General features: G+C 70.2%; 22 protein-coding genes and 1 tRNA gene. 16 read left to right on the forward strand and 7 right to left on the reverse strand.

Features of this window, described 5'->3' with window-relative positions; translation table 11 throughout:
• The first annotated feature begins 158 nt into the window (after positions 1 to 158).
• A complete protein-coding gene (locus ACX9MO_RS07215) occupies positions 159 to 1427 on the forward strand; it encodes a LysR family transcriptional regulator (RefSeq protein WP_462214048.1) in 1269 nt (422 codons plus the stop codon).
• 211 nt (positions 1428 to 1638) lie between these two features.
• Here ACX9MO_RS07215 and ACX9MO_RS07220 read toward each other — a convergent pair whose 3' ends face one another.
• Positions 1639 to 3015 (reverse strand): aminomethyl transferase family protein, encoded by a 1377-nt coding sequence (locus tag ACX9MO_RS07220; RefSeq protein WP_462214049.1) that lies wholly within the window; start codon positions 3013 to 3015, stop codon positions 1639 to 1641.
• 209 nt (positions 3016 to 3224) lie between these two features.
• Here ACX9MO_RS07220 and ACX9MO_RS07225 point away from each other — a divergent pair, with 209 nt between their 5' ends.
• Both ACX9MO_RS07225 and ACX9MO_RS07230 read left to right on the forward strand, forming a co-directional pair.
• On the forward strand, positions 3225 to 4403 hold the full coding sequence (locus tag ACX9MO_RS07225; RefSeq protein WP_462214050.1) for an AMP-binding protein: 1179 nt from the start codon (positions 3225 to 3227) through the stop codon (positions 4401 to 4403).
• On the forward strand, positions 4400 to 5512 hold the full coding sequence (locus ACX9MO_RS07230) for a thiolase family protein (RefSeq protein WP_462214051.1): 1113 nt from the start codon (positions 4400 to 4402) through the stop codon (positions 5510 to 5512). Before ACX9MO_RS07225 ends, ACX9MO_RS07230 begins: the two co-directional genes overlap by 4 nt.
• Here ACX9MO_RS07230 and ACX9MO_RS07235 read toward each other — a convergent pair.
• Genes ACX9MO_RS07235 through ACX9MO_RS07250 form a run of 4 tightly spaced genes read right to left on the reverse strand, consistent with a single transcriptional unit; the run spans position 5509 to position 8069 of the window.
• Complete coding sequence (locus ACX9MO_RS07235; protein WP_462214052.1) at positions 5509 to 6186, reverse strand: nitroreductase; 678 nt, start codon at positions 6184 to 6186, stop codon at positions 5509 to 5511. The genes ACX9MO_RS07230 and ACX9MO_RS07235 overlap by 4 nt on opposite strands.
• Positions 6183 to 6725 (reverse strand): biotin transporter BioY, encoded by a 543-nt coding sequence (locus ACX9MO_RS07240; protein ID WP_222490984.1) that lies wholly within the window; start codon positions 6723 to 6725, stop codon positions 6183 to 6185. Before ACX9MO_RS07240 ends, ACX9MO_RS07235 begins: the two co-directional genes overlap by 4 nt.
• 2 nt (positions 6726 to 6727) lie before the next feature.
• Positions 6728 to 7354, reverse strand: a complete 627-nt coding sequence (locus tag ACX9MO_RS07245; RefSeq protein WP_462214053.1) for an energy-coupling factor transporter transmembrane component T family protein — start codon at positions 7352 to 7354, stop codon at positions 6728 to 6730.
• On the reverse strand, positions 7329 to 8069 hold the full coding sequence (locus ACX9MO_RS07250) for an energy-coupling factor ABC transporter ATP-binding protein (protein WP_462214054.1): 741 nt from the start codon (positions 8067 to 8069) through the stop codon (positions 7329 to 7331). Before ACX9MO_RS07250 ends, ACX9MO_RS07245 begins: the two co-directional genes overlap by 26 nt.
• A 184-nt stretch (positions 8070 to 8253) precedes the next feature.
• Between ACX9MO_RS07250 and ACX9MO_RS07255 the strand changes: the two genes are divergently transcribed.
• The gene (locus ACX9MO_RS07255) at positions 8254 to 8853 is read left to right on the forward strand and encodes a flavin reductase family protein (RefSeq protein ID WP_462214055.1); all 600 of its coding nucleotides are present in this window, start codon (positions 8254 to 8256) and stop codon (positions 8851 to 8853) included.
• Positions 8854 to 9123: 270 nt separating this feature from the next.
• Complete coding sequence (locus ACX9MO_RS07260; protein ID WP_462214056.1) at positions 9124 to 10191, forward strand: AI-2E family transporter; 1068 nt, start codon at positions 9124 to 9126, stop codon at positions 10189 to 10191.
• Positions 10192 to 10266: 75 nt separating this feature from the next.
• Here the strand turns inward: ACX9MO_RS07260 and ACX9MO_RS07265 are convergent, their stop codons facing one another.
• Positions 10267 to 11433, reverse strand: a complete 1167-nt coding sequence (locus ACX9MO_RS07265; RefSeq protein ID WP_462214057.1) for a cytochrome C — start codon at positions 11431 to 11433, stop codon at positions 10267 to 10269.
• A gap of 177 nt (positions 11434 to 11610) precedes the next feature.
• Here ACX9MO_RS07265 and ACX9MO_RS07270 point away from each other — a divergent pair, with 177 nt between their 5' ends.
• From ACX9MO_RS07270 to ACX9MO_RS07310, 9 genes are read left to right on the forward strand one after another with little or no spacing between them, the layout of a single operon-like run.
• Positions 11611 to 12861: a Na(+)-translocating NADH-quinone reductase subunit A gene (locus tag ACX9MO_RS07270; RefSeq protein WP_462214058.1), complete on the forward strand. Its 1251-nt coding sequence runs from the start codon at positions 11611 to 11613 to the stop codon at positions 12859 to 12861.
• Positions 12858 to 13634, forward strand: coding sequence for an RnfABCDGE type electron transport complex subunit D (locus tag ACX9MO_RS07275; RefSeq protein WP_462214059.1), 777 nt, complete (start codon positions 12858 to 12860; stop codon positions 13632 to 13634). Before ACX9MO_RS07270 ends, ACX9MO_RS07275 begins: the two co-directional genes overlap by 4 nt.
• Positions 13627 to 14427, forward strand: coding sequence for an FMN-binding protein (locus ACX9MO_RS07280; RefSeq protein ID WP_462214060.1), 801 nt, complete (start codon positions 13627 to 13629; stop codon positions 14425 to 14427). The genes ACX9MO_RS07275 and ACX9MO_RS07280 overlap by 8 nt, the downstream gene beginning before the upstream one ends.
• Positions 14427 to 15089: an NADH:ubiquinone reductase (Na(+)-transporting) subunit D gene (locus ACX9MO_RS07285; protein WP_462214061.1), complete on the forward strand. Its 663-nt coding sequence runs from the start codon at positions 14427 to 14429 to the stop codon at positions 15087 to 15089. Before ACX9MO_RS07280 ends, ACX9MO_RS07285 begins: the two co-directional genes overlap by 1 nt.
• Positions 15089 to 15700, forward strand: coding sequence for an NADH:ubiquinone reductase (Na(+)-transporting) subunit E (nqrE, locus tag ACX9MO_RS07290; protein ID WP_462214062.1), 612 nt, complete (start codon positions 15089 to 15091; stop codon positions 15698 to 15700). Before ACX9MO_RS07285 ends, nqrE begins: the two co-directional genes overlap by 1 nt.
• Positions 15697 to 16932 carry an NADH:ubiquinone reductase (Na(+)-transporting) subunit F gene (gene nqrF, locus ACX9MO_RS07295; RefSeq protein WP_462214063.1) on the forward strand — a complete coding sequence of 412 codons (1236 nt, stop codon included), beginning with the start codon at positions 15697 to 15699 and terminating at the stop codon, positions 16930 to 16932. The genes nqrE and nqrF overlap by 4 nt, the downstream gene beginning before the upstream one ends.
• Before the next feature lies 1 nt (position 16933).
• Positions 16934 to 17917 carry an FAD:protein FMN transferase gene (locus ACX9MO_RS07300; RefSeq protein WP_462214064.1) on the forward strand — a complete coding sequence of 328 codons (984 nt, stop codon included), beginning with the start codon at positions 16934 to 16936 and terminating at the stop codon, positions 17915 to 17917.
• Positions 17914 to 18090 carry a hypothetical protein gene (locus tag ACX9MO_RS07305; RefSeq protein WP_462214065.1) on the forward strand — a complete coding sequence of 59 codons (177 nt, stop codon included), beginning with the start codon at positions 17914 to 17916 and terminating at the stop codon, positions 18088 to 18090. Before ACX9MO_RS07300 ends, ACX9MO_RS07305 begins: the two co-directional genes overlap by 4 nt.
• Positions 18083 to 18475, forward strand: coding sequence for a CBS domain-containing protein (locus ACX9MO_RS07310; RefSeq protein WP_462214066.1), 393 nt, complete (start codon positions 18083 to 18085; stop codon positions 18473 to 18475). Before ACX9MO_RS07305 ends, ACX9MO_RS07310 begins: the two co-directional genes overlap by 8 nt.
• A 138-nt stretch (positions 18476 to 18613) precedes the next feature.
• Here ACX9MO_RS07310 and ACX9MO_RS07315 read toward each other — a convergent pair.
• A tRNA-Lys gene (locus ACX9MO_RS07315) sits at positions 18614 to 18689 on the reverse strand.
• A 149-nt stretch (positions 18690 to 18838) separates the two neighbouring features.
• On the opposite strand from ACX9MO_RS07315, the gene dapF reads away from it, so the two are divergent.
• Both dapF and mtaB read left to right on the forward strand, forming a co-directional pair.
• Positions 18839 to 19669 carry a diaminopimelate epimerase gene (dapF, locus tag ACX9MO_RS07320; RefSeq protein ID WP_462214067.1) on the forward strand — a complete coding sequence of 277 codons (831 nt, stop codon included), beginning with the start codon at positions 18839 to 18841 and terminating at the stop codon, positions 19667 to 19669.
• Positions 19669 to 20928, forward strand: coding sequence for a tRNA (N(6)-L-threonylcarbamoyladenosine(37)-C(2))-methylthiotransferase MtaB (gene mtaB, locus ACX9MO_RS07325; protein WP_222490969.1), 1260 nt, complete (start codon positions 19669 to 19671; stop codon positions 20926 to 20928). Before dapF ends, mtaB begins: the two co-directional genes overlap by 1 nt.
• The last annotated feature ends 147 nt before the right edge of the window (positions 20929 to 21075 follow it).

The following is a 21075-nucleotide window of genomic DNA, read 5'->3' on the forward strand; positions in this document are numbered from 1 at the left end:
CCTCCGGCGTCCGCCGCGGGGCCTCGCGGGTCCCGGTCAGGCAGGGGGCAGGCCAAGGTCAGGCCGGGCGGCAAGTCCCGCGCCGCAGACCACAGCACATTAGGCCTCCCCTCGCGCGGGGCAGGCGCCTAGACTTCCCCTGTCCAACCAGTTGTCCCATGCCTGATCACCCTGCCCTCCCGGTTCTCGACCTCCGCCAGATCGTCGCCATCGACGCGCTTGCCCGCACGCGCAGCTTCAAGCTGGCCGCGGCGCAGCTGAACACGACGCAGCCCACGCTCTCGCGCCTGATCGCCGCCGCCGAGGCCGCCCTCGGGGTAACGCTCTTCCGGCGTGGCTGGTCCGGGACCGAGCCCACGCCCCGCGGCGATGTGGCGGCGCGGCTCTGTCATGCCGTGGTGCAGGCGGTGGAGGAGGCCGATGTCGCCCTCTCCGCAGCACGTCCCGCCGGGCCGCCACTGCGCAACACGCTGCGGTTCGTCCACCTTCTGACGATCGAGGCCGTCGCCCGCGAAGGCAGCGTGACCCGCGCGGCAGAGCGGCTTGGCCGCAGCCAGCCGGACCTCAGCCGCGCCCTGTCGGAGTTCCAGTCCCGCTACGGCCTGCCGCTCTTCACCCGAACCCCGGGCGGGATGCAGCCGCTGCCAGCGGCGCTGCGCCTCGCCGCGCTCTCCGCGCAGCTGCGCCATCAGCTGGACCGGCTGCCCGGCGCCCTGCGCCTGCTGGAGCGCGAGTTGACCGGTCGCGTCGCCATCGGGATGCTGCCCTTCTCGGGACAGGACCTCGTGCCCAAGGTCTTTGCCCGTCTCACCCTGCGCTATCCCAATATCCGGCTGATCTGCGTCCCCGGCTCCTACAACGGGCTGACCGAGGCGCTGCGGCGGCACGAGATCGACCGCATTGTCGGTATCCTGCGCGGCCCCGCCTGTCCCTCCGACCTGATCGAGACCCCGCTCTATGCCGAGCGCTTCACCGTCGTCGCCCGACAGGACCACCCGCTGGCGGACGGGGTCGAGCGGATCGCGGATCTGGCCGACGCGCACTGGATCGTCGCCCCGCTCGGCACGCCGGTGCGCAGCCACTTCGAGACCCTCTTCGCCGGGTCCGAGACCCTGCCGCCGACCCAGACCTGCGAGATGCTCTCCTTCGCCGCGGCGGAGCAGATGCTGGTGGAGACACGCTCGCTCGCCATGCTGACCTACTCCGACCGCTCCCTCGCCCGGCTGCGGCCGGACCTGTGCGAACTGCGCACGCCCTTCCCCGAAACGCCGGCCCCGATCGGCCTGACCCGCCTGCCGGGAGAGGAGGACGACCCCGCCCTCGCCGCCTTCGACAGCGGTCTGGCGGAGGTGGTGGCAGAACTGCACGGGGCGCAGGACGGGGCCATGACCCGCCGCCCCGACGCAGGACCCGGCGCGGGCCCCTGACACAGACCCCGGCGCGGACCCCGGCGCGGACCGATGACGGCAGGGAGAGATCGAAGAGGACAAGGCGATCGCGCTTATCGGCCTCACCGTCACACGCCGGGGTGCACAGCGACCACCAAGGCCCCTCTGTCACGGACAAAACACCCCTCCCGCAGGGCGGAAGGGGTGCGACCGGTGCAGGCGGCAGGCCGCCCGGATGGTCACCGGATGGTCAGCTCTGGCTGCGGTAGCTTTCTCGGGACGCCGCGTGGATCGGCCAGGGCTGGACCTCGGCGCCGATCTCCATCTGCACGTGCTCCTCCACATGGGGCTTGTCGGTGCCGCCGTCCTTCTCGCCCCAGAGGATCGAGAGCCGGGTGCCCGTCACGGCCAGATCGGCCCGCACCATGGCCAGCGTGATCCACGCCCGTTCGTTCGCGGAATAGACCGGATAGGTCGACAGCCCCACCGGCACGCCGTCCAGCAACACCTGATCGTAGGGATGGGCGGCATAGTGGCCCGCGGGCATCTCCAGCAGCTTGGGCCCCGGGAACGGCCCCATCAGCCCGTCGAAGACCTTCAGCACATCCTCGCGGTCGAAGACCAGCGTGACCTTCACCCGGTGCGGATCGTCCACCATCTTCTCCAGCGCCGCGCGGCCGATGAAGTCATGATCGAACTTCACCACCCGGCCATAATCGAGGTCCCAGGGCGTGAGGTAGAACGCCTCCACGTCGTCCGGCTGGAAGCTGCCGCCGACCGCGGTGGTGGCCTCGAACCCGTTCGCGGGCAGCCACTGGCGATAGCCCTGCATCTCGGCGCCGGTGTAGATCGCGGGCAGCGGCGAGGGGATCCAGCCCGATTCCATCGCGGCCGTGGAATAGGCCCGTGCCCCCGCGCGCAGCATGCCGTATCTGGCGCCCACCTCCATCAGCCGGTCATAGACCCTTTCGCCCTCGGCGTAGGGGCCCCAGATCTCCAGCCCCTGCGCGCCACCCATGCCGTGCGACAGCGTGCCCGCGGTGCACCCGGCAATGGTGATCTCGCCCATGTTGAAGAACCTGGTGACCAGCGGCCCGCCCTCGTTCACCTCGTTCAGGATGTCGAGCGCCTTGGGTCCCTGCACCTCGTAGCGGTAGAGCTTGCGCGGCGTGTCGGGGTTTTCGAGGCTGCGGATGTCGTATTCCGTGCTGACGTCGAAATCGCTCACCTCGGCGTTGTAGGCGATCCAGTTCGCCAGCGGCGGGCGGCCCACATAGAGGTATTCCTCGGGCCCCATGCCGAAGACGATGCCATCGCCGATGACGTAGCCATCGGGGTTAACACAGACCAGCTGCTTGGCCTTGCCGGGCCCGAAGGACGCAAAGCTGTTCACGCCGACGTGGGACAGCAGCTTCAGCGCATCCGGGCCGCGCACGTAGAGGTCGGTCATGTGGTAGGACTGGTTCAGCAGCACCGCCCCGTCGCGCCAGGCGCGGACCTCCTCCATCCAGTTGGTGTACTGCGGCGGAATCGGGAACTGGTAGGGCCCGGTCCGGGCATTCTGCAGCATGTGCGAGGGATTGCCGTATTCGGCGATCCGGTCTTCGAGGCTCTTGGATGCGAGCATGGGGTCCTCCGGTCGTGCAACGGGCGGCGGGGTGGCTCCTCCTGCCCCGCGTCCGGTCTGATCCAAAGGTAGGCGCGCCGCGCGATCCCCGCTTATTCCGATTTCGAATGCGGATTTCAAATCTGCCATATCCCTCGGCGCGCGTCCCGTGCTGGTCCGGGCCCGGGCGGCGCGGTATGAGGGACCACCCACCGCCGACCGGAGCCATGATGTCCGATCTCTTCCGCTGGTCCCCCGACACGGCCCTCTGCCTCGGGGCCGAGCCCGTCTCTGCCGAGCCCGTCTCTGCCGGGGACGCCTCTCCGCTGGCCCGTGCGCTCTGCTCCCTGCGCGACGCGATCCGCGCGGAGGGAGAGATCCTCTGCGGCCCCGAGGGGATCGCGCTGCTGGCGCAGGGCACGCCCGGCTTCCTGCGCCTGCGCTCTGCCGGGACCACCGGCCAGCCCAAGACGATCCGGCGCAGCCATCGCAGCTGGATCGCCAGTTTCGAGGTCAACCGCCGCACCCTCTCCCTGACCCCCGCCGACCGCACCGCCGTCATGGGCGACCTCGCCCATTCCCTTGCGCTCTACGGTGCGGTCGAGGCCGCCCATATCGGTGCCGACCTGCATCAACTGGCCGGGCTGCGGCCCCGGTCACAGGCGCAGGTGCTGGCCGAGTGCGCCATCACCGTCCTCTACGCCACGCCCACGCACCTTCTGCATCTCGCCGCCACCGGCGCCGCGCTGCCCGCAGTGCGCCATATCCTTTGCGGCGGCGGCCGGATGCCTGCGGGTCTGAGGGCCGCCGTGGCACGGATGGCCCCGAACGCCGTGCTGCGGGAGTTCTATGGCGCGGCCGAGACCAGCTTCATCGCCTGGGGCGACGGCACCGGGCCCGAGGGCTCGGTGGGCCGCGCCTACCCCGGTGTCGAGATCGAGATCCGTGGAGAGGGCGAGATCTGGGTCCGCAGCCCCTACCTCGCCGAGGGCTACGTCGAGGGCGACAGCGCCGAAACCCGCCGCGAGGGCGGCTTCGTCACCGTGGGCGAGATGGGGCAGATCGATACCGGTGGCTTCCTCACCGTCGCAGGCAGACGCAACCGTATGGTGACCATCGCGGGCCAGAACGTCTTTCCCGAGGACATCGAGGCGCTGCTGCTGGGAGAGCCCGATGTGACCGCCTGCGCCGTGGTTCCCCAGCCCGATGCCTTGCGCGGCGCGACCCTCGTCGCGGTGGTGAACGGCACGCCCGATCCGCTGCGCGAGGCCCGTCTGCTGGCGCTGTGCCGCACCTCGGTCGGGCCACTGGCCGCGCCGCGCCGAATCGTGACGCTCACGGACTTCCCGCAGACCGTCTCGGGCAAGCCCGACCTGCGCGCCATCGCGGCCCTGCTGGAGGCACCATGACCACCCACCTGATCGCCGCCCTGCGCAGCCCCGTAGCACCCCGTGGCGGGGCTCTCGCCCGTCTCGCGCCTCACGAGTTGGCCGCGCCGCTGCTGCGCGCGGTGCTCGCGCGGGCCGGCGTTGCGGCGGAGGCGGTGGAGGAGGTCATCCTCGGCAATGCGCTTGGCGCGGGCGGCAACCCGGCGCGGCTGGTGGCCCTCGCCGCCGGGCTGCCGGAGCGGGTGGCGGGCCTGACGCTCGACCGGCAGTGCTGCGGCGGGCTGGACGCGCTGCTGCTGGGGCGCGCGCTGATCGACAGCGGGCAGGCGCAGGTCGTGGTGGCTGGCGGGGTCGAGAGCTACTCCCGCCGGCCCCTGCGGCTGCGCACCGATCCCGAGGGCGGCGCGCCACAGCCCTACGACCGGCCGCCCTTCACCCCCTTCCCCGACCGCGATCCCGAGATGGACGCCGCCGCCGATACCCTCGCAAAGCGGTTCGGCCTGACCCGCGCCGCGCAGGACGACTGGGCCGTGGAGAGCCACGCCAAGGCCCGCGCCGCCGTGGAGCTTCTGCGGGCGGAGATCGCCCCGCTGGCCGGGCAGGACCACGACGCCTTCACCCGCCGCCTGACGCCCGCGCTCTGCGCCCGCGCACCCGTGTTGACAGGCACGATCACGGCGGCCAATGCGGCGGTGGCGGCGGATGGCGCGGCGCTCTGCCTCCTGGTGTCGGAGGAGGTCGCCCGCCGCCTGCCCGATCCGGGCGTGATCCTGCGGGCGGGCCGGACACTGGGCGACGCGCCGGACCTGCCCGGCCTCGCCCCCGTTGCGGCGATCGAAGCGGTGCTGGCGGAGGCTGGCTGCGCGGCCTCCGACCTCGCGGTGGCGGAGATCATGGAAGCCTATGCCGCGCAGGCCATGGCCTGTGTCATGGGCGCGAGCCTCGACCCGCAGGGGGTGAACCCCGGCGGCGGCGGGCTGGCACGGGGGCATCCGGTGGGGGCCTCCGGCGCGGTGAACGCGGTGCGTCTGTTCCACGAGCTGACCGCGAAGGCGCCCGGCGCGAAGGGCCTTGCCGCCATCGCCGCCGCGGGCGGGATCGGCACGGCGCTGCTGGTGGAGCGGGCCTAGAAGCCGCGGAAGCTGGCGTAGACCTCCTCCGCGTCGCGCTCCGTCCGGAAGCCGTTCACCGGCGCACTCACATCCGCCTCGCCCAGGGCCATGCCGCAGACGACCATCTCCTCCTCCGGCAGGTCCAGCACGTCATGCACGAGGTCGCCGTAGTTTGCCAGCGCCCCGATCCCGCAGGTCGCCAGCCCCTGCTCCTCCGCCGCCAGCATCAGCGCCATCAGCGCCATGCCGAGATCCATGAAACAGCCGCTGCCCATGTCGCGCCGGATCGTCACCACGATGCCGACGGGCGCGTCGAAGAAGCGGTAGTTGCGTTCGAACTGCACCCGGCGCCCGGGCAGGTCGCGTTTCGCGATGCCGAGGGCGGCATAGAGCGCGAAGCCTGCCGCCCGCTGCCGTGCCTTCAGCGCCGCCGGCATGGGCTGGGGGAAATAGGAATACTCCGACACCATCGGCCGCCCCTCGGCGATGGCCGCCAGCAGCGCACCGGAGAGATCGGCCAGCGGCGCGCCGGTCAGGGCGTGGAACCGCCCCGGCTGAAGGTTCGCCCCGCTGGGGGCCTGCCGGGCGGAGGCGAGGATCGCCGCCACCGCGTCCCGGGGCACCGGCCGGTCGGTGAAGGCCCGGACGGACCGGCGCCGGGCCAGAAGCGCCGCGGCGCCCGTCCCGCTCATGCCCGCGACAGCACGCTGGCGGGACGCGCCTTGGCAAGGCTGGCGGTGATCAGCCCGGCCAGCACGGCCTTGATCAGGTCGCCCGGAATGAAGGCGGTGACCAGCAGCAGCGACTCCACGTAGGTCTTGCCGAGAACAATCGAGAGCCCCACGGCGCCGATCAGGTTCATCACCACGATGCCGCCGATGACCGAGGCCACGGCCCCGACAACGGCAAGGTTGCCGCGCCAGTGCTCGACGATCCAGCCGGTGACGAAGGCCGCGATCGGGAAGGCCACGAGGTAGCCCGCCGTGGGCGAGGCAAAGACGCCGAGGCCGCCACGCCCGCCCGCCAGCAGCGGCAGGCCGAGCGCCACGAGCAGCAGGAAGAGGATCACCGCAAGCGCCCCGCGCCGCGCGCCCAGAACGGTGCCGCAGAGCATGATGCCGAGGCTCTGCGCCGTGATCGGCACGCCGAAGGCGAGGGTGAATTTCGGAATGAAGCCGAGGCCGGCGATCAGCGCGGCGAAAAGGGCCACGAGGGCGATGCTACGTTCCATGGTCAGCCTTTCTGGTCAGTGTCAGGGATGGGAAGCACGCCGCCGCGCGCCTTCAGCGCGTCGGCCACGTGGTCTGCGTCGTCGATGGCAAGCGCCGCCAGCGGCATGACGATCTGCCAGCCCGGACGGCGGCGCGACCGGGCGCGCCATGCCTCCGAGAGCAGGCCGCCCTTGCGGGCGATGGCGGGGGTGAAGCGGATCACGAGGGCGATGGAGATCTCCAGCGCCCGGGTCGAGAGGCCCAGCCTGCGGAAGGGCGCGAGGAGGACCGCCGCGACCTCGATCATGGCGGAGAGCCGGGTGGTCATGGTCACGAAATTCGCAAGCGCCACGGCGGCGAGCAGCCGCAGCGTCAGGGCCACGCCCGCCGCGACCTGCCCGGTCAGCCCGTGCCAGAGCGCGATCAGCACGAGGAAGGGCCAGAGCGGCCAGAGCTGCCGTGCGCCCGCGCGGGCGAACCGCGCCCCGGCGGAGGCATAGAGCAGGGCCACGCCAAGGGCCGAGGCGCCGAGGATCGCAGGGTCCTCGGTGGCGAAGAGCGCCACGGTGGCCAGCGACATGAGCCCCAGCTTCAGCCCGGCGGGCCAGCGGTGGGCCCATGTCTCAACCGGCGAGGTGAGAGAGATCATCCGCGTCCCCCCATTGCCGCATCTGCGCCGTGAACCGCGCCAGCACCGGCGCGGCTGGACCATCCTCGCGCAGGGCGCCGCCCTCCAGCCAGATCACCCGGTCGTAGCCCGCGAAACTCTCGGGATCGTGCGAGATCATGAGGATCCGCGCCTCGATCCGCGCCATGTGGCGCATCAGTTGCAGCCGCGTGGCGATGTCGAGGCCCGAGAAGGGCTCGTCCAGCACGATCCAGCGCGGCCCCATGACCAGCACCGCCATCAGGCAGACCAGCTGCTTCTGGCCCTGTGACAGGCTGTGGGTCGCGGCCGCGCGCCAGTGCAGCTTGTCGAACCGGGTCAGGATCGCGGTGACGGCCGCGGCGGCCTCGGCCTTGCTGCGCCCCTGCTGGCGCAGGCCGAAGGTGATCTCCTCCTCCACCGTGGGGAAGATGATCTGGTGATCGGGGTTCTGGAACAGGATGCCCACGCGGTCGAGCGCGCCGCGCCGGTCCTTGGCCGGGTCGATGCCCGAAAGGGTCACACGCCCCGCCGTCGGGGCCTGCAACCCCGCCACCACGCGCGCCAGCGTCGTCTTGCCGGAGCCGTTGCGCCCCACGATCCCCGTGCGCCGCGCCGTGATGTCGAGCGTCAGCGGGCCCAGCACGTCGCGCCCGTCATGGGCCACGCGCAGGTCCTCCAGCCGCAAAAGGTCATCCGGGCGATCAACGGGGGCCAAGACTGTCTCCTCTCCTCCCCCCCTCGCGGGGGCCGGGTGCCCCTATAGACCAAAGCGGGCGCGGGGAGCAAAGCCAAAGCGCCGCAGCCCCTCCGCGCAGGCGATTGCCAAGCGGGCCGGAACTTGCTTCTCTGCCGCGCAGGACGGGCCGCCCCTCGGGCCCGAAACCAGCAAGGATATTCGGATGCACTACGGTAAAGACCGCCCCTCGATCCTGCCGCACGACCCGTTCAAGGCGATCATCGCGCCCCGGCCCATCGGCTGGATCGGCACGCTGAACGGCGATGGCGTGCCCAACCTCGGGCCCTATTCCTTCTTCTCGGCGCTCGGCAACAACCCGCACCTGATCGGCTTCACCTCGGAAGGGCAGAAGCATTCCTACGTGAACGCCCGCGACCGGGGGGAGTTCACCTTCTCGCTGGCGACCGAAGCGCTGACCGACGCCATGAACATCTCCTCCGCCGCCGTGCCGGACGGGGCGAACGAATTCGAGATGGCGGGCCTTGAACTGGGCCGGAGCATCGAGATCGCCACCCCCTTCGTGGCCGCCAGCCCCGCCGCGCTGGAATGCGTCACCGTCTCGGCCACGCAGCTGACCGACCGGCACGGCACCCCGATGGAGCGGTACTTCGTCATCGGCGAGGTGGTTCAGACCCACATCCGCGACGAATACATCCGCGACGGGCGCTTCGACACGGCGGCAGCGCGGCCCATCGCCCGGATGGGCTACCGCGACTATGCCACCGTGACCGAGGCCTGGGAGCTGACGCGCCCCGACGACTGAACGCGCCACCGGCAGGGCCTACTGGCCCTCTCTTGGGTCCTATCCTCGCCCCATGCCCGCCCGCGCGTCTATCCGCGCCGTTTCAAGGGAGCGCGCGCGGACCTCTCCTGACGGCTGATGTTGCCCGGGCCGCCTTCCGTTCCGTCTTCTGGCGCGCCACCCGATCGGTCTTCCGTTCCGTCGATGAAGACCCGGCCGCGGGCTCTTCCCTTGACCGGTCGGCGGATTGCCCGCAGGCTTGCCATGCAGCCGCAGCAACCGCGCAGGGCCATGAAAAACACTCCACTTCTCAACCTCGTGCTGTCGCTTCTGCTGACAATCTCGATCACCTGGATCCTCGTCGTCGGGCGCGCGATCCTGCTGCCCATCGTCACCGCGGTGATCGCCGTCTACGTGGTGACGGCCATTGCCAACCTGCTGGCCTCCCTGCCCGGTCTGCGGCGCCTGCCCCACGTGCTGATCCGGGTGCTCGTGCTGCTGGTCTGCGTGCTCTGCGTCTTCGCGATCACCATGGTCATCGACGGCACCGTGCGCGACATCGCCGCCGCCGCCCCCACCTACCAGACCAACCTGATCAAGCTGCTGGACGACGTGGCGCGGCTCTTCGACGTGGAGGCCCAGAGGATCTGGGACGAGATCGAGGCCTTCACCCTCGCCCGGATCGACCTGCAGTCCCTCGTGCTGGGGGTTCTGGGCGGTTTCACCTCGCTGGGGGCCACGATCTTCGTGGTGACGATCTACGCCATCTTCCTGATTTCCGAGAAGGACACGCTGGAGCGCAAGATCCGCGTCGCCCTCGGGGATGAGCGCGTGTCTGACAAGACCATGCACCTGCTGCACGACATCAACCGGCGCATCAGCGAGTACCTCAGCATCAAGACCCTGATCAACATCGTGCTCGGCGTCATGTCCTACGCGATCCTCAGGCTGATGGGGGTGGATTTCGCCCTATTCTGGGCGCTGACCATCGCGACGCTGAACTACATCCCCTACGTCGGCTCCTACATCGCCGTGGCAATGCCGGTGCTGCTGTCGCTGGCGCAGTTCGCCTCGATCTCCTACACGATCACGCTGCTGGCGCTGCTGGTCACCGCGCAGACCTTCGTGGGCAACTACCTCGAACCGCGCTGGATCGGGCGGCAGGTGAACCTCTCGCCCTTCGTGGTGCTGGTCGCCCTCGCCGTCTGGGCGGCGATCTGGGGCGTGCCGGGGGCGATCCTCTCGGTGCCGCTGACCTCGGTCATCACGATCGTCCTTGGCGGCTTCGACCAGACACGGTTCCTCGCCGTCCTGCTGTCGAATGACGTGGGCGAGAACGACGTGGAAGAGGACGTCTGAGCCGCCCGCAGACCGGGTGCCCCAGCCCGGGTCAGGACCGGATCAGGGCGCGCTCATCGCCCGATCCACGCCAGATCAGCGCAGGTAATTCAGCGCCTCGAAATCCGTGCCGGCAGGCCCGGACAGCGATTCCGCGGAATCGTAGAGCAGCTCCAGCGCGTAATGCGGATTGTGCACGTGGATGCCGTGATCGGAACTCACGAATTTCCAGTTGTAGGCCGCCTTGAGCAGCCGCGGGGTCCAGCTCTTGTAGGCCACGCCGCGGCCATCGGCCTGATCGGCCAGCCCGTCGCCATTCGCATCGGCGAAGAAATAGGGATAATGGCCACCGTCATAGACGATCGCCACGCCCGCGACCTGCGCCGCATAGGCCTTGATCTCGACCATCAGCTGATCCGAGAGGCTGCCGATATCGGCGGCGATCCCCTTGGTGACATCGCCGCTGCCGTCATAGCTCTGCCGCGAGATGCGGATCGCCTTCGGATCGCCGGTCTGGTGGCAGGTCAGGCAGGTGTCCTGCGCCACCTCGAGGCTGTGGGGATCGTGGCACGACAGGCAGGTCGACACCGGCTTGGCGTGCAGGAAACGGCCCGTGTAGGTCTTGCCCGGGTACTGGTAGCCGCCCGCCCCATAGCCGCCCAGCATCGAGACGGCGGCAAGCGCGTAGTGCGGATTGACGAAACCCAGCTCCGGATCAGGGGTGTCCTCGGCCTTGTCGCCGACCGCCTTGGTCACCGAGGCCCCGGCCGCGCGGCCCTGATGGCAGGTGGTGCAGGCGGCATCCGAGGTGCTCACCGGGTGCACCACGCCGGAGGGCAGGGTGATCTCGGTGATGTCGGAGAGGTTCGGATCGTGACAGGTGGCACAATCCACCACCGATCCGGTCGGCACCGGCTCGGCCGGCAGGCCCGGTTCGGAGCCGTCGAGCCCGTGGAAGCTGCGGAAGCCGGGGCCGGAATGGCAGGTGGAGCAGACCGGCGGGATGCTGCCCTCCCCGTCCCAGTGGCTGAAGGCCTCGCCCGAGGCATCCGCGTGGCCCGAGCGGATCCACGAGGAAATCGCCCGCATGTTGGGGATCTGCACCTTGTCCGGCGAGAAGGGCCCGCTCGGCGGCAGCACGTAGGTCCCGACCGGGGGATCCGACGGCCCCGTGTCCTGCGCCGCCGCGAGGCTCGCCAGCGCGATCCCTCCGGCGGCAAGGGACAGGGCAAGCAACTTGGAAACCGGGAGACGACGGAACATGGCAGCTGTCTTTCTTTGAAATCAGCGGGGCGAATTCGGCGGAATACCGCAATGCTTGCATTCGATATTGCGCAATTCAACTTGCATCTCAGATACTTCTTTTAACTCAGGCAAAGCCCCGCCAATGTTGCTCCAATCACGGAGGCGAATGGAATGTCGCGTATCTGGCGAAAAGGATTGAGCATTTCCGTCCCCGGGCCGCAGCCCGGCGGAACAATCGACCGCCAGATCACCGAGGAGGCCAGCCTCGTCATTCCCGCCACCGGCGACCTGCGGGTCGAGGCGCTCGCGCTCGAAGGCGAAACCGTCGCGCAGGGCCAGCCGCTGTTCCGCGACCTGCGCCACGACGGGCTGATCACCTGCGCGCCGATGGCCGGGCGGGTGGCGCGGCTCGACATCGACAGCGCGCGCCGGCTGCGGCAGGTGACACTGTTTCACGAACCCGGCGCGGGCCGGTACGAGCGCAGCCCCCTGCCCCTCGATCAGCGCGATCCGCAGACCCTGACGGAACACCTGCGCGCGACCGGCCTGTGGCATCTGCTGCGGGCGCGCCCCTTCGGCGGGCTGGCCGATCCGGCGCGGCCGCCCGCGGCGATCTTCGTCATGGCCCTCGACACCCGCCCCGGCGCGCCCGATCCGCGGCGCGCGCTCGACGGGCAGGAGGCCCATTTCGCCTCCGGCCTCGCCGCATTGACGACGCTGACGGCCCAGACGGAGGGGCCTGTCTTCCTCTGCCACCGCGAGGGCGCCGCGCCCGTGCTGGGCCCCGGCCCGCGCATCCGCCTGCTGCCCGCCGCGCCGCTGCATCCCTGGGGGCTGGCCGGGCTCCACATCCACGCCCAGCGCCCCGCAACGCCCGACAGCCCGGTCTGGGACATCGCCGCCGAGGACGTGGCCGCCATCGGGGCCCTGCTCGACACCGGGCTGCTGCCCGAGACGCGGCTCGTCTCGCTCACCGGCACCGGGCTGCGCGAGACACGGCTGGTCCGATGCCAGCCCTGGGCCGACCTGCGCGGCCTCTGCCAGGGACATGTCCGGCCCGGGCAGAACACCATCCTCTCCGGCTCCCTGCTGGAGAGCCGCCCCGCCCGCTGGCTGCTTGGCACCGACCGGCAGGCGACGATCACGGCGTACCATCCGTCGCATGGGCGCGGGCACTGGTTCCTCTCGGCCCTGAGCCATGCGGCCCGGCCCCCGCCCCTGATCCCCACCGCCGCACTGGAGCAGAGCATGGGCGGCGCCCTGCCCGCCGTGGCGTTGCTGCGGGCCATCGCCAGCGGGGACGCGGAGACGGCCCAGAAGTTGGGTGTGCTCTCGCTCCTGCCCGAGGACCTTGCGCTTGCCGATTACGTCACCGGGGCCGAGCCGCGGCTCTCGGCGCTTCTCTCTGCCCTGCTGGCGCGGATGGCCGAGGAGGAGGCCGCATGAACAGGGGGCTCTGGGACCGCGAGACCGTGGCCGCGCTGCTGCTGATCACCGCCCTGCCACTGGCGCTGACGTGGCTGGTGCTCGACGGGCCCTTCGGGCTGCTGCGGCTGACGGTCTTCCTCGTGACGGCGGGGATCTGGCACCTGATCTGGATGCTGGCCCGGGCCCAGCCTCCCTCGCTCGCGGGCGCGCTGACCGCATTGGCCCTTGCGGTTCTCGCACCCGGGGAGCTGGGGCCGGTGGCGCTGCTGCTGTCCACCTCCTTCGGGGTGATCGTGGCGGAACTGGCCTTCGGCGGCTGGGGGCGCAACGTGCTGAACCCCGCGACGGTGACGCTGGCATTCATGGGCTTCGGCTTCCCCGCCGCCCCCTGGCCCGACCTGGCCGTGCAACTTGGCTGGGCGTCCTGGGCGATGCTGGCCATCGGCCTCGCCTTCGGGGTGTTGCCGGGGCCGGTGGTTCTGGGCGCGCTCGGCACCCTCGGGATCGCCGCTCTCGCGGGCCTGCCCTTCGAGGGGGCGCTGCCCGCGCTCTGCGTCGGGCTGGCGCTGCTGGTGGCGGACCCGGTGGCCAGCGCAACCACGCCGCTTGGCCGCTGGTTGAACGGGGCCCTCTACGGCGGGCTCTGCGTGCTCTTCCTCGCCTTCTGGCAAGACGCCGCGCCGGTGCAGATCGCGGTCTCGGCGGCGCTGCTCGCCTCCCTCGCGGCGCCGCTTTTCGACGAGATATCCATCGCCCTCTGGCTGCGGAGACGGAACAGACGACATGGCTGACCAGACCCCGACGAACCCGTGGAAACGCCTGCTGGCCCTGCCGAACGAGAGCCGGGGCAAGACGCTCTTCGTGGCCTTCGCCACGGCGCTTGTCTGCACCCTGCTGGTCAGCGGTGCCACCGTGCTGCTGCGCCCGATCCAGACCGCCAACCGCGCGGCGGAAACGCAGCTTCGGCTGGAGGCGCTGCTCTCGGCCATTCCCGGCATGACCGCCCTGCTGAGCAGCAGCGAAAGCGCGCAGATCTCCACCGTGGTGATCGACCTGCCCGAAGGTCGCGCCGCGCAGGAGATCACGCCCGAGACGCTGGAGACGGCGCTGCTCGACACCGGGAACTGGACCGCGCTGAGCCCGGAACAGGATCTCGCCGGGATCGGCACGCGGCCCGACTACGCGCAGGTCTACCTGCTGCGCGACGGCGCGGCGGTGAAGCTGATGGTGCTGCCGATCGCGGGCGCGGGCTACAACGGGCCGATCGAGGCGATGATCGCGATCAACGGCGACATGGAGACCATCGCGGGCCTCACCGTAACCGGCCAGTCCGAGACCCCCGGCCTCGGCGCCCGGATCGAGGAGGCCGCGTGGCAGCAGGGCTTTGCCGGCACGAGGTTCCGAGACGACCGTGGCGAGATGCGCTTTGCCGTCGCCCGCGGCCCGGCCACCACCGACTACGAGGTTGACGGCATCACCGGCGCCACGCGCACCAGCACCGCCGTCACGCGGATGGTGCGGTTCTGGCTGGGGCCGGAGGGCTATGGCCCGCTGATCGACGCGGTGAAGCGGGGAGAGTTCTGATGCCCCCGCGCACGGCTCTCCTGCGCACGCTCAAGGGCCCGCTGGTCGAGGGCAACCCGGTGACGGTGCAGATCCTAGGCATCTGCTCGGCGCTAGCGGTGACCACGTCGCTCGACACGGCCGTGACCATGGCGGTGTCCCTGACCGTGGTGCTGGTCCTCTCGGCGGCGGTGGTCAGCCTGATCCGACGCCACATTCCCAACGCGATTCGCCTGATTGTGCAGATCGTCATCGTCGCCTCGATGGTCATCGTCATCGACCAGATCCTGCAGGCGTGGTTCTTCGAGATCTCGCTGCGGCTGTCGGTCTTCGTCGGGCTGATCACCACGAACTGCATCGTGCTGGGCCGGACCGAGAGTTTTGCCCGCCAGAACCCGCCGCTGCCGGCGATGGTCGATGCGCTCGGCAACGGGCTGGGCTATTCCGCCGTGCTGATCGTCATCGGGGCGATCCGTGAACTCTTCGGCGCGGGCACGCTCTTCGGCCTGACGGTGCTGCCGCTGGCAGAGGATGGCGGCTGGTTCACACCGCTCAACCTGATGCGGCTGGCGCCCTCGGCCTTCTTCCTGCTGGGCGGCCTCGTCTGGGCGCTACGCAGCGCCCTGCCCGACCAGGCCGAACCGCCCGAGACGATCCCCCCCGACGTGCCGGAGGGCCGCTGATGCAGGACCTCGCCACGCTCTTCGTCCGCGCGATCTTCGTCGAGAACATGCCGCTGACCTTCTTCCTCGGGCTCTGCACCTTCCTCGCCCTGTCGCGGCGGCTGGAGAGCGCCATCGGCCTCGGCCTTGCCATGATCGCCGTCATGGGGATCACGGTGCCGCTGAATCAGTTGATCTATACCGCCGTCCTTGCGCCGGGCGCGTGGAGCTGGGCCGGGATGCCCGAGATCGACCTCTCCTACCTCAACCTGATCACCTTCATCGGGCTGATCGCGGGCACCGTGCAGATGCTGGAGATGCTGCTGGAACGCTTCGCCCCCTCCGTTCATGCCAGCCTCGGGGTGTTCCTGCCGCTGCTGACGGTGCAATGCGCGATCCTCGGCGGGTCGCTGTTCATGGTGGAACGCCGCTATGACACGGCCGAGGCGCTGGTCTTCGGCCTCGGCAGCGGCGTGGGCTTCGCGCTTGCCGTGGCGATGCTGGCGGCGGTGCGCACGCGGCTCGCTTATGCCGATCTGCCCGCCGGTCTGCGCGGCCTCGGGATCACCTTCCTGCTGGCCGGGATGATGTCGCTGGGCTTTGCCTCCTTCTCGCAGATGGGGGCCCCATGATCGAGATCGCCCTCGGCACGCTGATCATCCTCGCCCTCGTGCTGGCGCTGACCGCGGCGCTGCTCTTTGCCCGCGCGCGGCTTCTGCCGCAGGGCGCCGCCACGATCACCCTGAACGGCACGCAGGAGATCGAGGTGCGGAGCGGCGAGACGCTGCTCTCCTGCCTGCAGGGCGCGGGCTTTGCCATCCCGGCGGGCTGTGGCGGCAAGGGCACCTGCGGGCTCTGCCGGGTCACCGCCACCGGCCCCGGCGCGGGCGAGGCGCTGACCGCGGAACGCGGGCTGCTCTCGGCCCGGGACCGCAAGGCGGGGATGCGGCTGGCCTGCCAGGTGACGCTGAAGGGTCCGGTCAATGTCGAGGTGGCGCCCGACCTGCTGTCGGCCGAGACGATGCAGGCCACGGTCCGCTCCAACCGGATGCTGGCCCCGCTGATCCGCGAGCTGGTCCTCGACCTGCCGGAAGGACAGAAGATGGACTTCCACGCGGGCTACTTCATGCAGCTGACCGCCCCGGCCTATCGGCTGTCATTCCGCGATATCGAGGTGTCCGAACGCTTTGCGGAAACATGGGAGGACGCGGGCTGGCGCGATCTCTCCGCCCGCTCCGCCGCGCCGGTGACGCGCGCCTATTCCATCGCCTCGCGCCCCGAGGACGTGGGCCGTGCGGTGTTCAACATCCGCCTCGCCGTGCCGCCCGCCGGGGCGGAGGGCGAGATCCCGCCCGGCCTCGTCTCCTCCTACCTCTTCGCGCTCAAACCGGGCGATCCGCTGGCGATCTCCGGCCCCTTCGGCGAATTCCGGGTGCAGGACACGCAGGCAGAGATGATCCTGATCGGCGGCGGTGTCGGCATGGCCCCGCTGCGGGCGATGATCCACGAACAGGTGGGCCGGGAACAGGAGAGCAAGGGCGCCCCGCGCAAGATGCGCTATTTCTACGGCGCACGCTCGGCGATCGACCTCTTCTACACCGAGGAGTTCGACGCCATCGCGGCGGCGCATCCGAACTTCCGCTGGACGCCCGCCCTCTCGGACCCCGCGCCGGGCGACCGATGGACCGGGGCCACCGGTTTCATCCACGAGCGGGTGGCCGATGCCCTGCGCGACCACCCCGCGCCCAATGCCTGCGAATACTACCTCTGTGGCCCGCCGATGATGATCTCGGCGGTGATCGCGACGCTGATGCGCTTCGGGGTCGAACGCCACCGGATCTACAATGACGATTTCGGAGCCTGAAATGACGCACCGCCGGATCGACCGCCGCCGTTTCCTTGCCCTCACAGGGGCGACCCTCGCCGCCCCCGGGCTGCTCCATGCGGCCAGCCCCACGCAGGCGCTTCAGGGTGCCGCCTACGGCACGACGTGGCGCGTGGTGCTGCCGGACACCCATGTGGACCGCACGGCGCTCCACGGGCGCCTCGCGGCGGCGCTGGAGGCCATCGACCGACAGATGTCGCCCTGGAAGCCCGACACCGTCCTCAGCCGCCTGAACCGGGCCCCGGCGGGCGTGACGCCGCTTCCGGCCGAGATGGCCCGCGTCACCCGCGCCGCCCTCTCGCTCGCGCGGGAGAGCGACGGCCATTTCGACCCCACCGTGGGGCCGCTGGTGGCCCGCTGGGGCTTCGGCCCGATCCGGGGCGGCGAAAGCCGGTGGCAGGACCTGACGCTGGACGGGGACGCCCTGCGCCGCCCGGACGCGGGGCTGACGCTGGATCTCTGCGGGATCGCCAAGGGGCGGGCGCTGGACGTCCTCGCCGGACAGCTGCGCGCGGCGGGCCTTGACGACCACCTGATCGAGATCGGCGGCGAGCTTCTCGCCGGCGGGCGGCACCCCACGGGACGCGACTGGACCGCCGGGGTGGAGCATCCTGTGCCCGGCCATGGCGGCCTCGCCGGGCATTTGCCCCTGCGCGAGGGCGCGATCGCCACATCGGGCACCGCGCGGCAGAGCCTGCGGCTCGCCGGTCATGTCTACAGCCACATCATCGACCCGGCCCGCCACGCGCCGGTGGAGGCCGGGCCGCTGGCCTCGGTCTCGGTGCGCGCCCCCACGGCGATGGAGGCCGACGGCTGGGCCACCGCCCTCATGGCCGCGGGCCCCGCCGCGGGCCCCGCCCTCGCCCGCCGGCGCGGGCGCGATGCGCTCTTCCTCTTCACCACCTCCAAGGGCCTGCGGGCCGAGATCACCGGCGATGTGCCCTTCACGCAGGTGACGACATGATCGAGGTGCTGCTCGCCGTGGCGATCATCGCGCTCGCCTGCCTCGGGCTCGGGCTGGGATACCTCGTGAAGGGCCGTCCGTTGCAGACCTCCTGCGAGGCGACGGCCTGCCTCGGCAAGGGGATGTGTCCGACCTGCCCGCGCCGCCTGAACCGGGAGGCAGACAATGGCTGAGATCACGATCCGACGTTTCCTGCGCGAGGGTATCCTGACCCTCACCCCGGAGCTGCCGATGCGAGACGCCGTGGCACAGCTGGTCGAGACCGGTTGCTCTGCCGCGCCAGTGCTGGACCGCGACGGGGCGCTGCTGGGGATTCTGTCGCAGAAGGACTGCTTCAAGGCCGCGCTCAGTTCCGCCTACTACCAGCGCTGGTCCGACACCGTGGCGGATCACATGACGCGGGAGGTCGAATCGCTGGATGCCGATACCGATATCGTCGCCGCGGCCGAGCGATTCCTCGCAGAGCCCTACCGAAGTTATCCCGTCACCAGCGACGGCGCCCTCGTGGGGATGCTGAGCCGCGCCGACCTGCTGGCGGCGTTTCTCGCGCAGGGCTGAGTTCGGGGCTGAGCCCGTGACCGAGACTGGGGCTAAGACTGGGGCCGGGACTGGGGGCTGATCTGGACGGCAGAAACAAAAAGCGCCGGAACCCGAAGGTTCCGGCGTGCTTTTTACCCAAGTACATCAGGGTGGTAGTGGTGAGCCGTGAAGGATTCGAACCTTCGACCCACTGATTAAAAGTCAGTTGCTCTACCAACTGAGCTAACGGCCCACTGGAGGCGTCCTCTAAGGGTACCAGCGGGTGGGGTCAACCCGATTCAGAGAAATTCTTCCGGAAAATCTCCGCGACCCTACGGAACCCTCCGTCCGCCATCCCAAGCGACGCTTTGCAACAGCACCATGAAGGACTATATCGCGCCCATGACAGACAGCGCCCCCTCCAGCCAGACCTTCATGAAAATGCACGGTCTCGGAAATGACTTCGTGATCATCGACTCACGGGGGCGGTCTGCCGTGACCACCCCAGGTCTGGCCCGCGCCCTTGGCGATCGTCACCGCGGCGTCGGATTCGACCAGCTGGCCGAGATCCGCGATGGCGAGGGCACGGACATCTCGCTCGACTTCTGGAACTCGGACGGCAGCCGCGCCGGGGCCTGCGGCAATGCCACCCGCTGCGTCGCCGCCCATGTCATGGGCGAGGCCGGCAGCACCTCGCTGACCATCCGCACCGCCCGGGGCGAACTTGCGGCCCGGATCGACGAGGGCATGGTCTCGATCAACATGGGCCACCCGCAGTTCGCCTGGGACGAGATCCCGCTGTCGCGCGACGTGGACCACCGCCACCTGCCGCTGGAGGGCGATCCCGTCGCCGTCGGCATGGGCAATCCGCATTGCGTCTTCTTCGTCCCCGATGCCGAGGCGGTGCCGCTGACCGACTGGGGCCCGAAGGTGGAGCATGATCCGCTCTTCCCCGAAGCCACAAATGTCGAATTCGCCGAGGTCCGTGCGCGTGACGAGATCCGGATGCGGGTCTGGGAACGCGGCACCGGCGTGACCCTGGCCTGCGGCTCGGGCGCCTGTGCCACCGCCGTGGCCGCGCATCTGCGCGGGCTGACCGACCGCCGCGTGCGGATGGAACTCGACGGCGGCTGGCTGGTGCTCGACTGGCGCGAGGATGGCGTCTGGATGACCGGCGCCACCGCCCATGTCTTTACCGCCGCCCTGACGCCCGCTTTCCTGGACGCAATCTGATGACCGCGCAGCCCCCCATCTTCGCGACGCTCGGCTGTCGCCTCAACGCCTATGAGACCGAGGCGATGAAGGAGCTTGCCGCGCAGGCGGGCGTGGGCAATGCCGTGGTCGTCAACACCTGCGCCGTCACCGCCGAGGCCGTCCGCAAGGCCCGGCAGGAGATCCGCAAGCTGCGCCGCGAGAACCCGGACGCCAAGCTGATCGTCACCGGCTGCGCCGCCCAGACCGAGCCCGAGACCTTCGCCTCGATGGAGGAGGTGGACGTGGTGATGGGCAACACCGAGAAGATGCAGCCCGACAGCTGGAAGCAGATGGTCCCCGACCTGATCGGCCAGACCGAGCGGGTGCAGGTCGACGACATCATGTCGGTGACCGAGACCGCGGGCCACCTGATCGATGGCTTCGGCACCCGGTCGCGGGCCTATGTGCAGGTCCAGAACGGCTGTGACCACCGCTGCACCTTCTGTATCATCCCCTTCGGCCGCGGCAACTCCCGCTCGGTCCCGGCGGGCGTCGTGGTGGACCAGATCAAACGGCTGGTGCAGGCGGGCTACAACGAGGTCGTGCTGACCGGGGTCGACCTGACCTCCTGGGGGGCCGACCTGCCGGCGGCGCCGCGTCTCGGCGACCTGGTGATGCGCATCCTGCGCCTGACCGATGTGCCCCGGCTGCGGATCTCCTCGATCGACTCGATCGAGGCCGATGACGCGCTGATGCAGGCCATCGCGACCGAGCCGCGCCTGATGCCCCACCTGCATCTCAGCCTTCAGGCGGGCGATGACATGATCCTCAAGCGGATGAAGCGCCGCCACCTGCGCGACGACGCGATCCGCTTCTGCGAGGACGCCCGGCGGCTGCGCCCGGACATGACCTTCGGCGCCGACATCATCGCAGGCTTCCCGACCGAGACCGAGGAGATGTTCGTCAACTCGCTGAAGCTGGTGGAGGACTGCGACCTGACCTGGCTGCACGTCTTCCCCTATTCCAAGCGCGAGGGCACGCCCGCGGCGAAGATCCCCCGGCAGGTGAACGGCAAGGTGATCAAGGAGCGCGCCGCCCGTCTGCGCGCCGCCGGAGACGCCGCCGTTGCGCGCCACCTGGCCGCACAGGTGGGCCGGTCGCACGCGGTGCTGATGGAGAGCCCGCATATGGGCCGCACGGCGCAGTTCACCGAGGTGAGCTTTGCCGCGCCGCAGGTCGAGGGCGCGATCGTGCCCGCGGTGATCACGGGCGTGGCGGGTGTTCAGCTGACGGCGTGAGCGGGTCGGCCAGCGTCCGGGCAAGGACGGCCTCACTCCGCCACGCGATGGCCCTTGCTTGAACCTGAGATACCACACCAACCTGTTGTGAAAGCCGATTGGGACAGCCCAAAGGCTTGAGACGTCTTTGCGCAGAGTCCTCCAACG

The sequence above is a fragment of the Pseudooceanicola profundus genome (genome assembly GCF_054919315.1).

Coding starts and splice junctions, on each gene's coding strand:
- ACX9MO_RS07220 (WP_462214049.1), bottom strand. CDS start 3,015: ATGCTCGCATCCAAGAGCCTCGAAGACCGGATCGCCGAATACGGCAAT.
- ACX9MO_RS07230 (WP_462214051.1), top strand. CDS start 4,400: ATGACCACCCACCTGATCGCCGCCCTGCGCAGCCCCGTAGCACCCCGT.
- ACX9MO_RS07255 (WP_462214055.1), top strand. CDS start 8,254: ATGCACTACGGTAAAGACCGCCCCTCGATCCTGCCGCACGACCCGTTC.
- ACX9MO_RS07310 (WP_462214066.1), top strand. CDS start 18,083: ATGGCTGAGATCACGATCCGACGTTTCCTGCGCGAGGGTATCCTGACC.
- mtaB (WP_222490969.1), top strand. CDS start 19,669: ATGACCGCGCAGCCCCCCATCTTCGCGACGCTCGGCTGTCGCCTCAAC.
- ACX9MO_RS07235 (WP_462214052.1), bottom strand. CDS start 6,186: ATGAGCGGGACGGGCGCCGCGGCGCTTCTGGCCCGGCGCCGGTCCGTC.
- ACX9MO_RS07215 (WP_462214048.1), top strand. CDS start 159: ATGCCTGATCACCCTGCCCTCCCGGTTCTCGACCTCCGCCAGATCGTC.
- ACX9MO_RS07265 (WP_462214057.1), bottom strand. CDS start 11,433: ATGTTCCGTCGTCTCCCGGTTTCCAAGTTGCTTGCCCTGTCCCTTGCC.
- dapF (WP_462214067.1), top strand. CDS start 18,839: ATGACAGACAGCGCCCCCTCCAGCCAGACCTTCATGAAAATGCACGGT.
- ACX9MO_RS07305 (WP_462214065.1), top strand. CDS start 17,914: ATGATCGAGGTGCTGCTCGCCGTGGCGATCATCGCGCTCGCCTGCCTC.
- ACX9MO_RS07280 (WP_462214060.1), top strand. CDS start 13,627: ATGGCTGACCAGACCCCGACGAACCCGTGGAAACGCCTGCTGGCCCTG.
- ACX9MO_RS07300 (WP_462214064.1), top strand. CDS start 16,934: ATGACGCACCGCCGGATCGACCGCCGCCGTTTCCTTGCCCTCACAGGG.
- ACX9MO_RS07225 (WP_462214050.1), top strand. CDS start 3,225: ATGTCCGATCTCTTCCGCTGGTCCCCCGACACGGCCCTCTGCCTCGGG.
- ACX9MO_RS07245 (WP_462214053.1), bottom strand. CDS start 7,354: ATGATCTCTCTCACCTCGCCGGTTGAGACATGGGCCCACCGCTGGCCC.
- nqrF (WP_462214063.1), top strand. CDS start 15,697: ATGATCGAGATCGCCCTCGGCACGCTGATCATCCTCGCCCTCGTGCTG.
- ACX9MO_RS07275 (WP_462214059.1), top strand. CDS start 12,858: ATGAACAGGGGGCTCTGGGACCGCGAGACCGTGGCCGCGCTGCTGCTG.
- ACX9MO_RS07285 (WP_462214061.1), top strand. CDS start 14,427: ATGCCCCCGCGCACGGCTCTCCTGCGCACGCTCAAGGGCCCGCTGGTC.
- ACX9MO_RS07240 (WP_222490984.1), bottom strand. CDS start 6,725: ATGGAACGTAGCATCGCCCTCGTGGCCCTTTTCGCCGCGCTGATCGCC.
- nqrE (WP_462214062.1), top strand. CDS start 15,089: ATGCAGGACCTCGCCACGCTCTTCGTCCGCGCGATCTTCGTCGAGAAC.
- ACX9MO_RS07260 (WP_462214056.1), top strand. CDS start 9,124: ATGAAAAACACTCCACTTCTCAACCTCGTGCTGTCGCTTCTGCTGACA.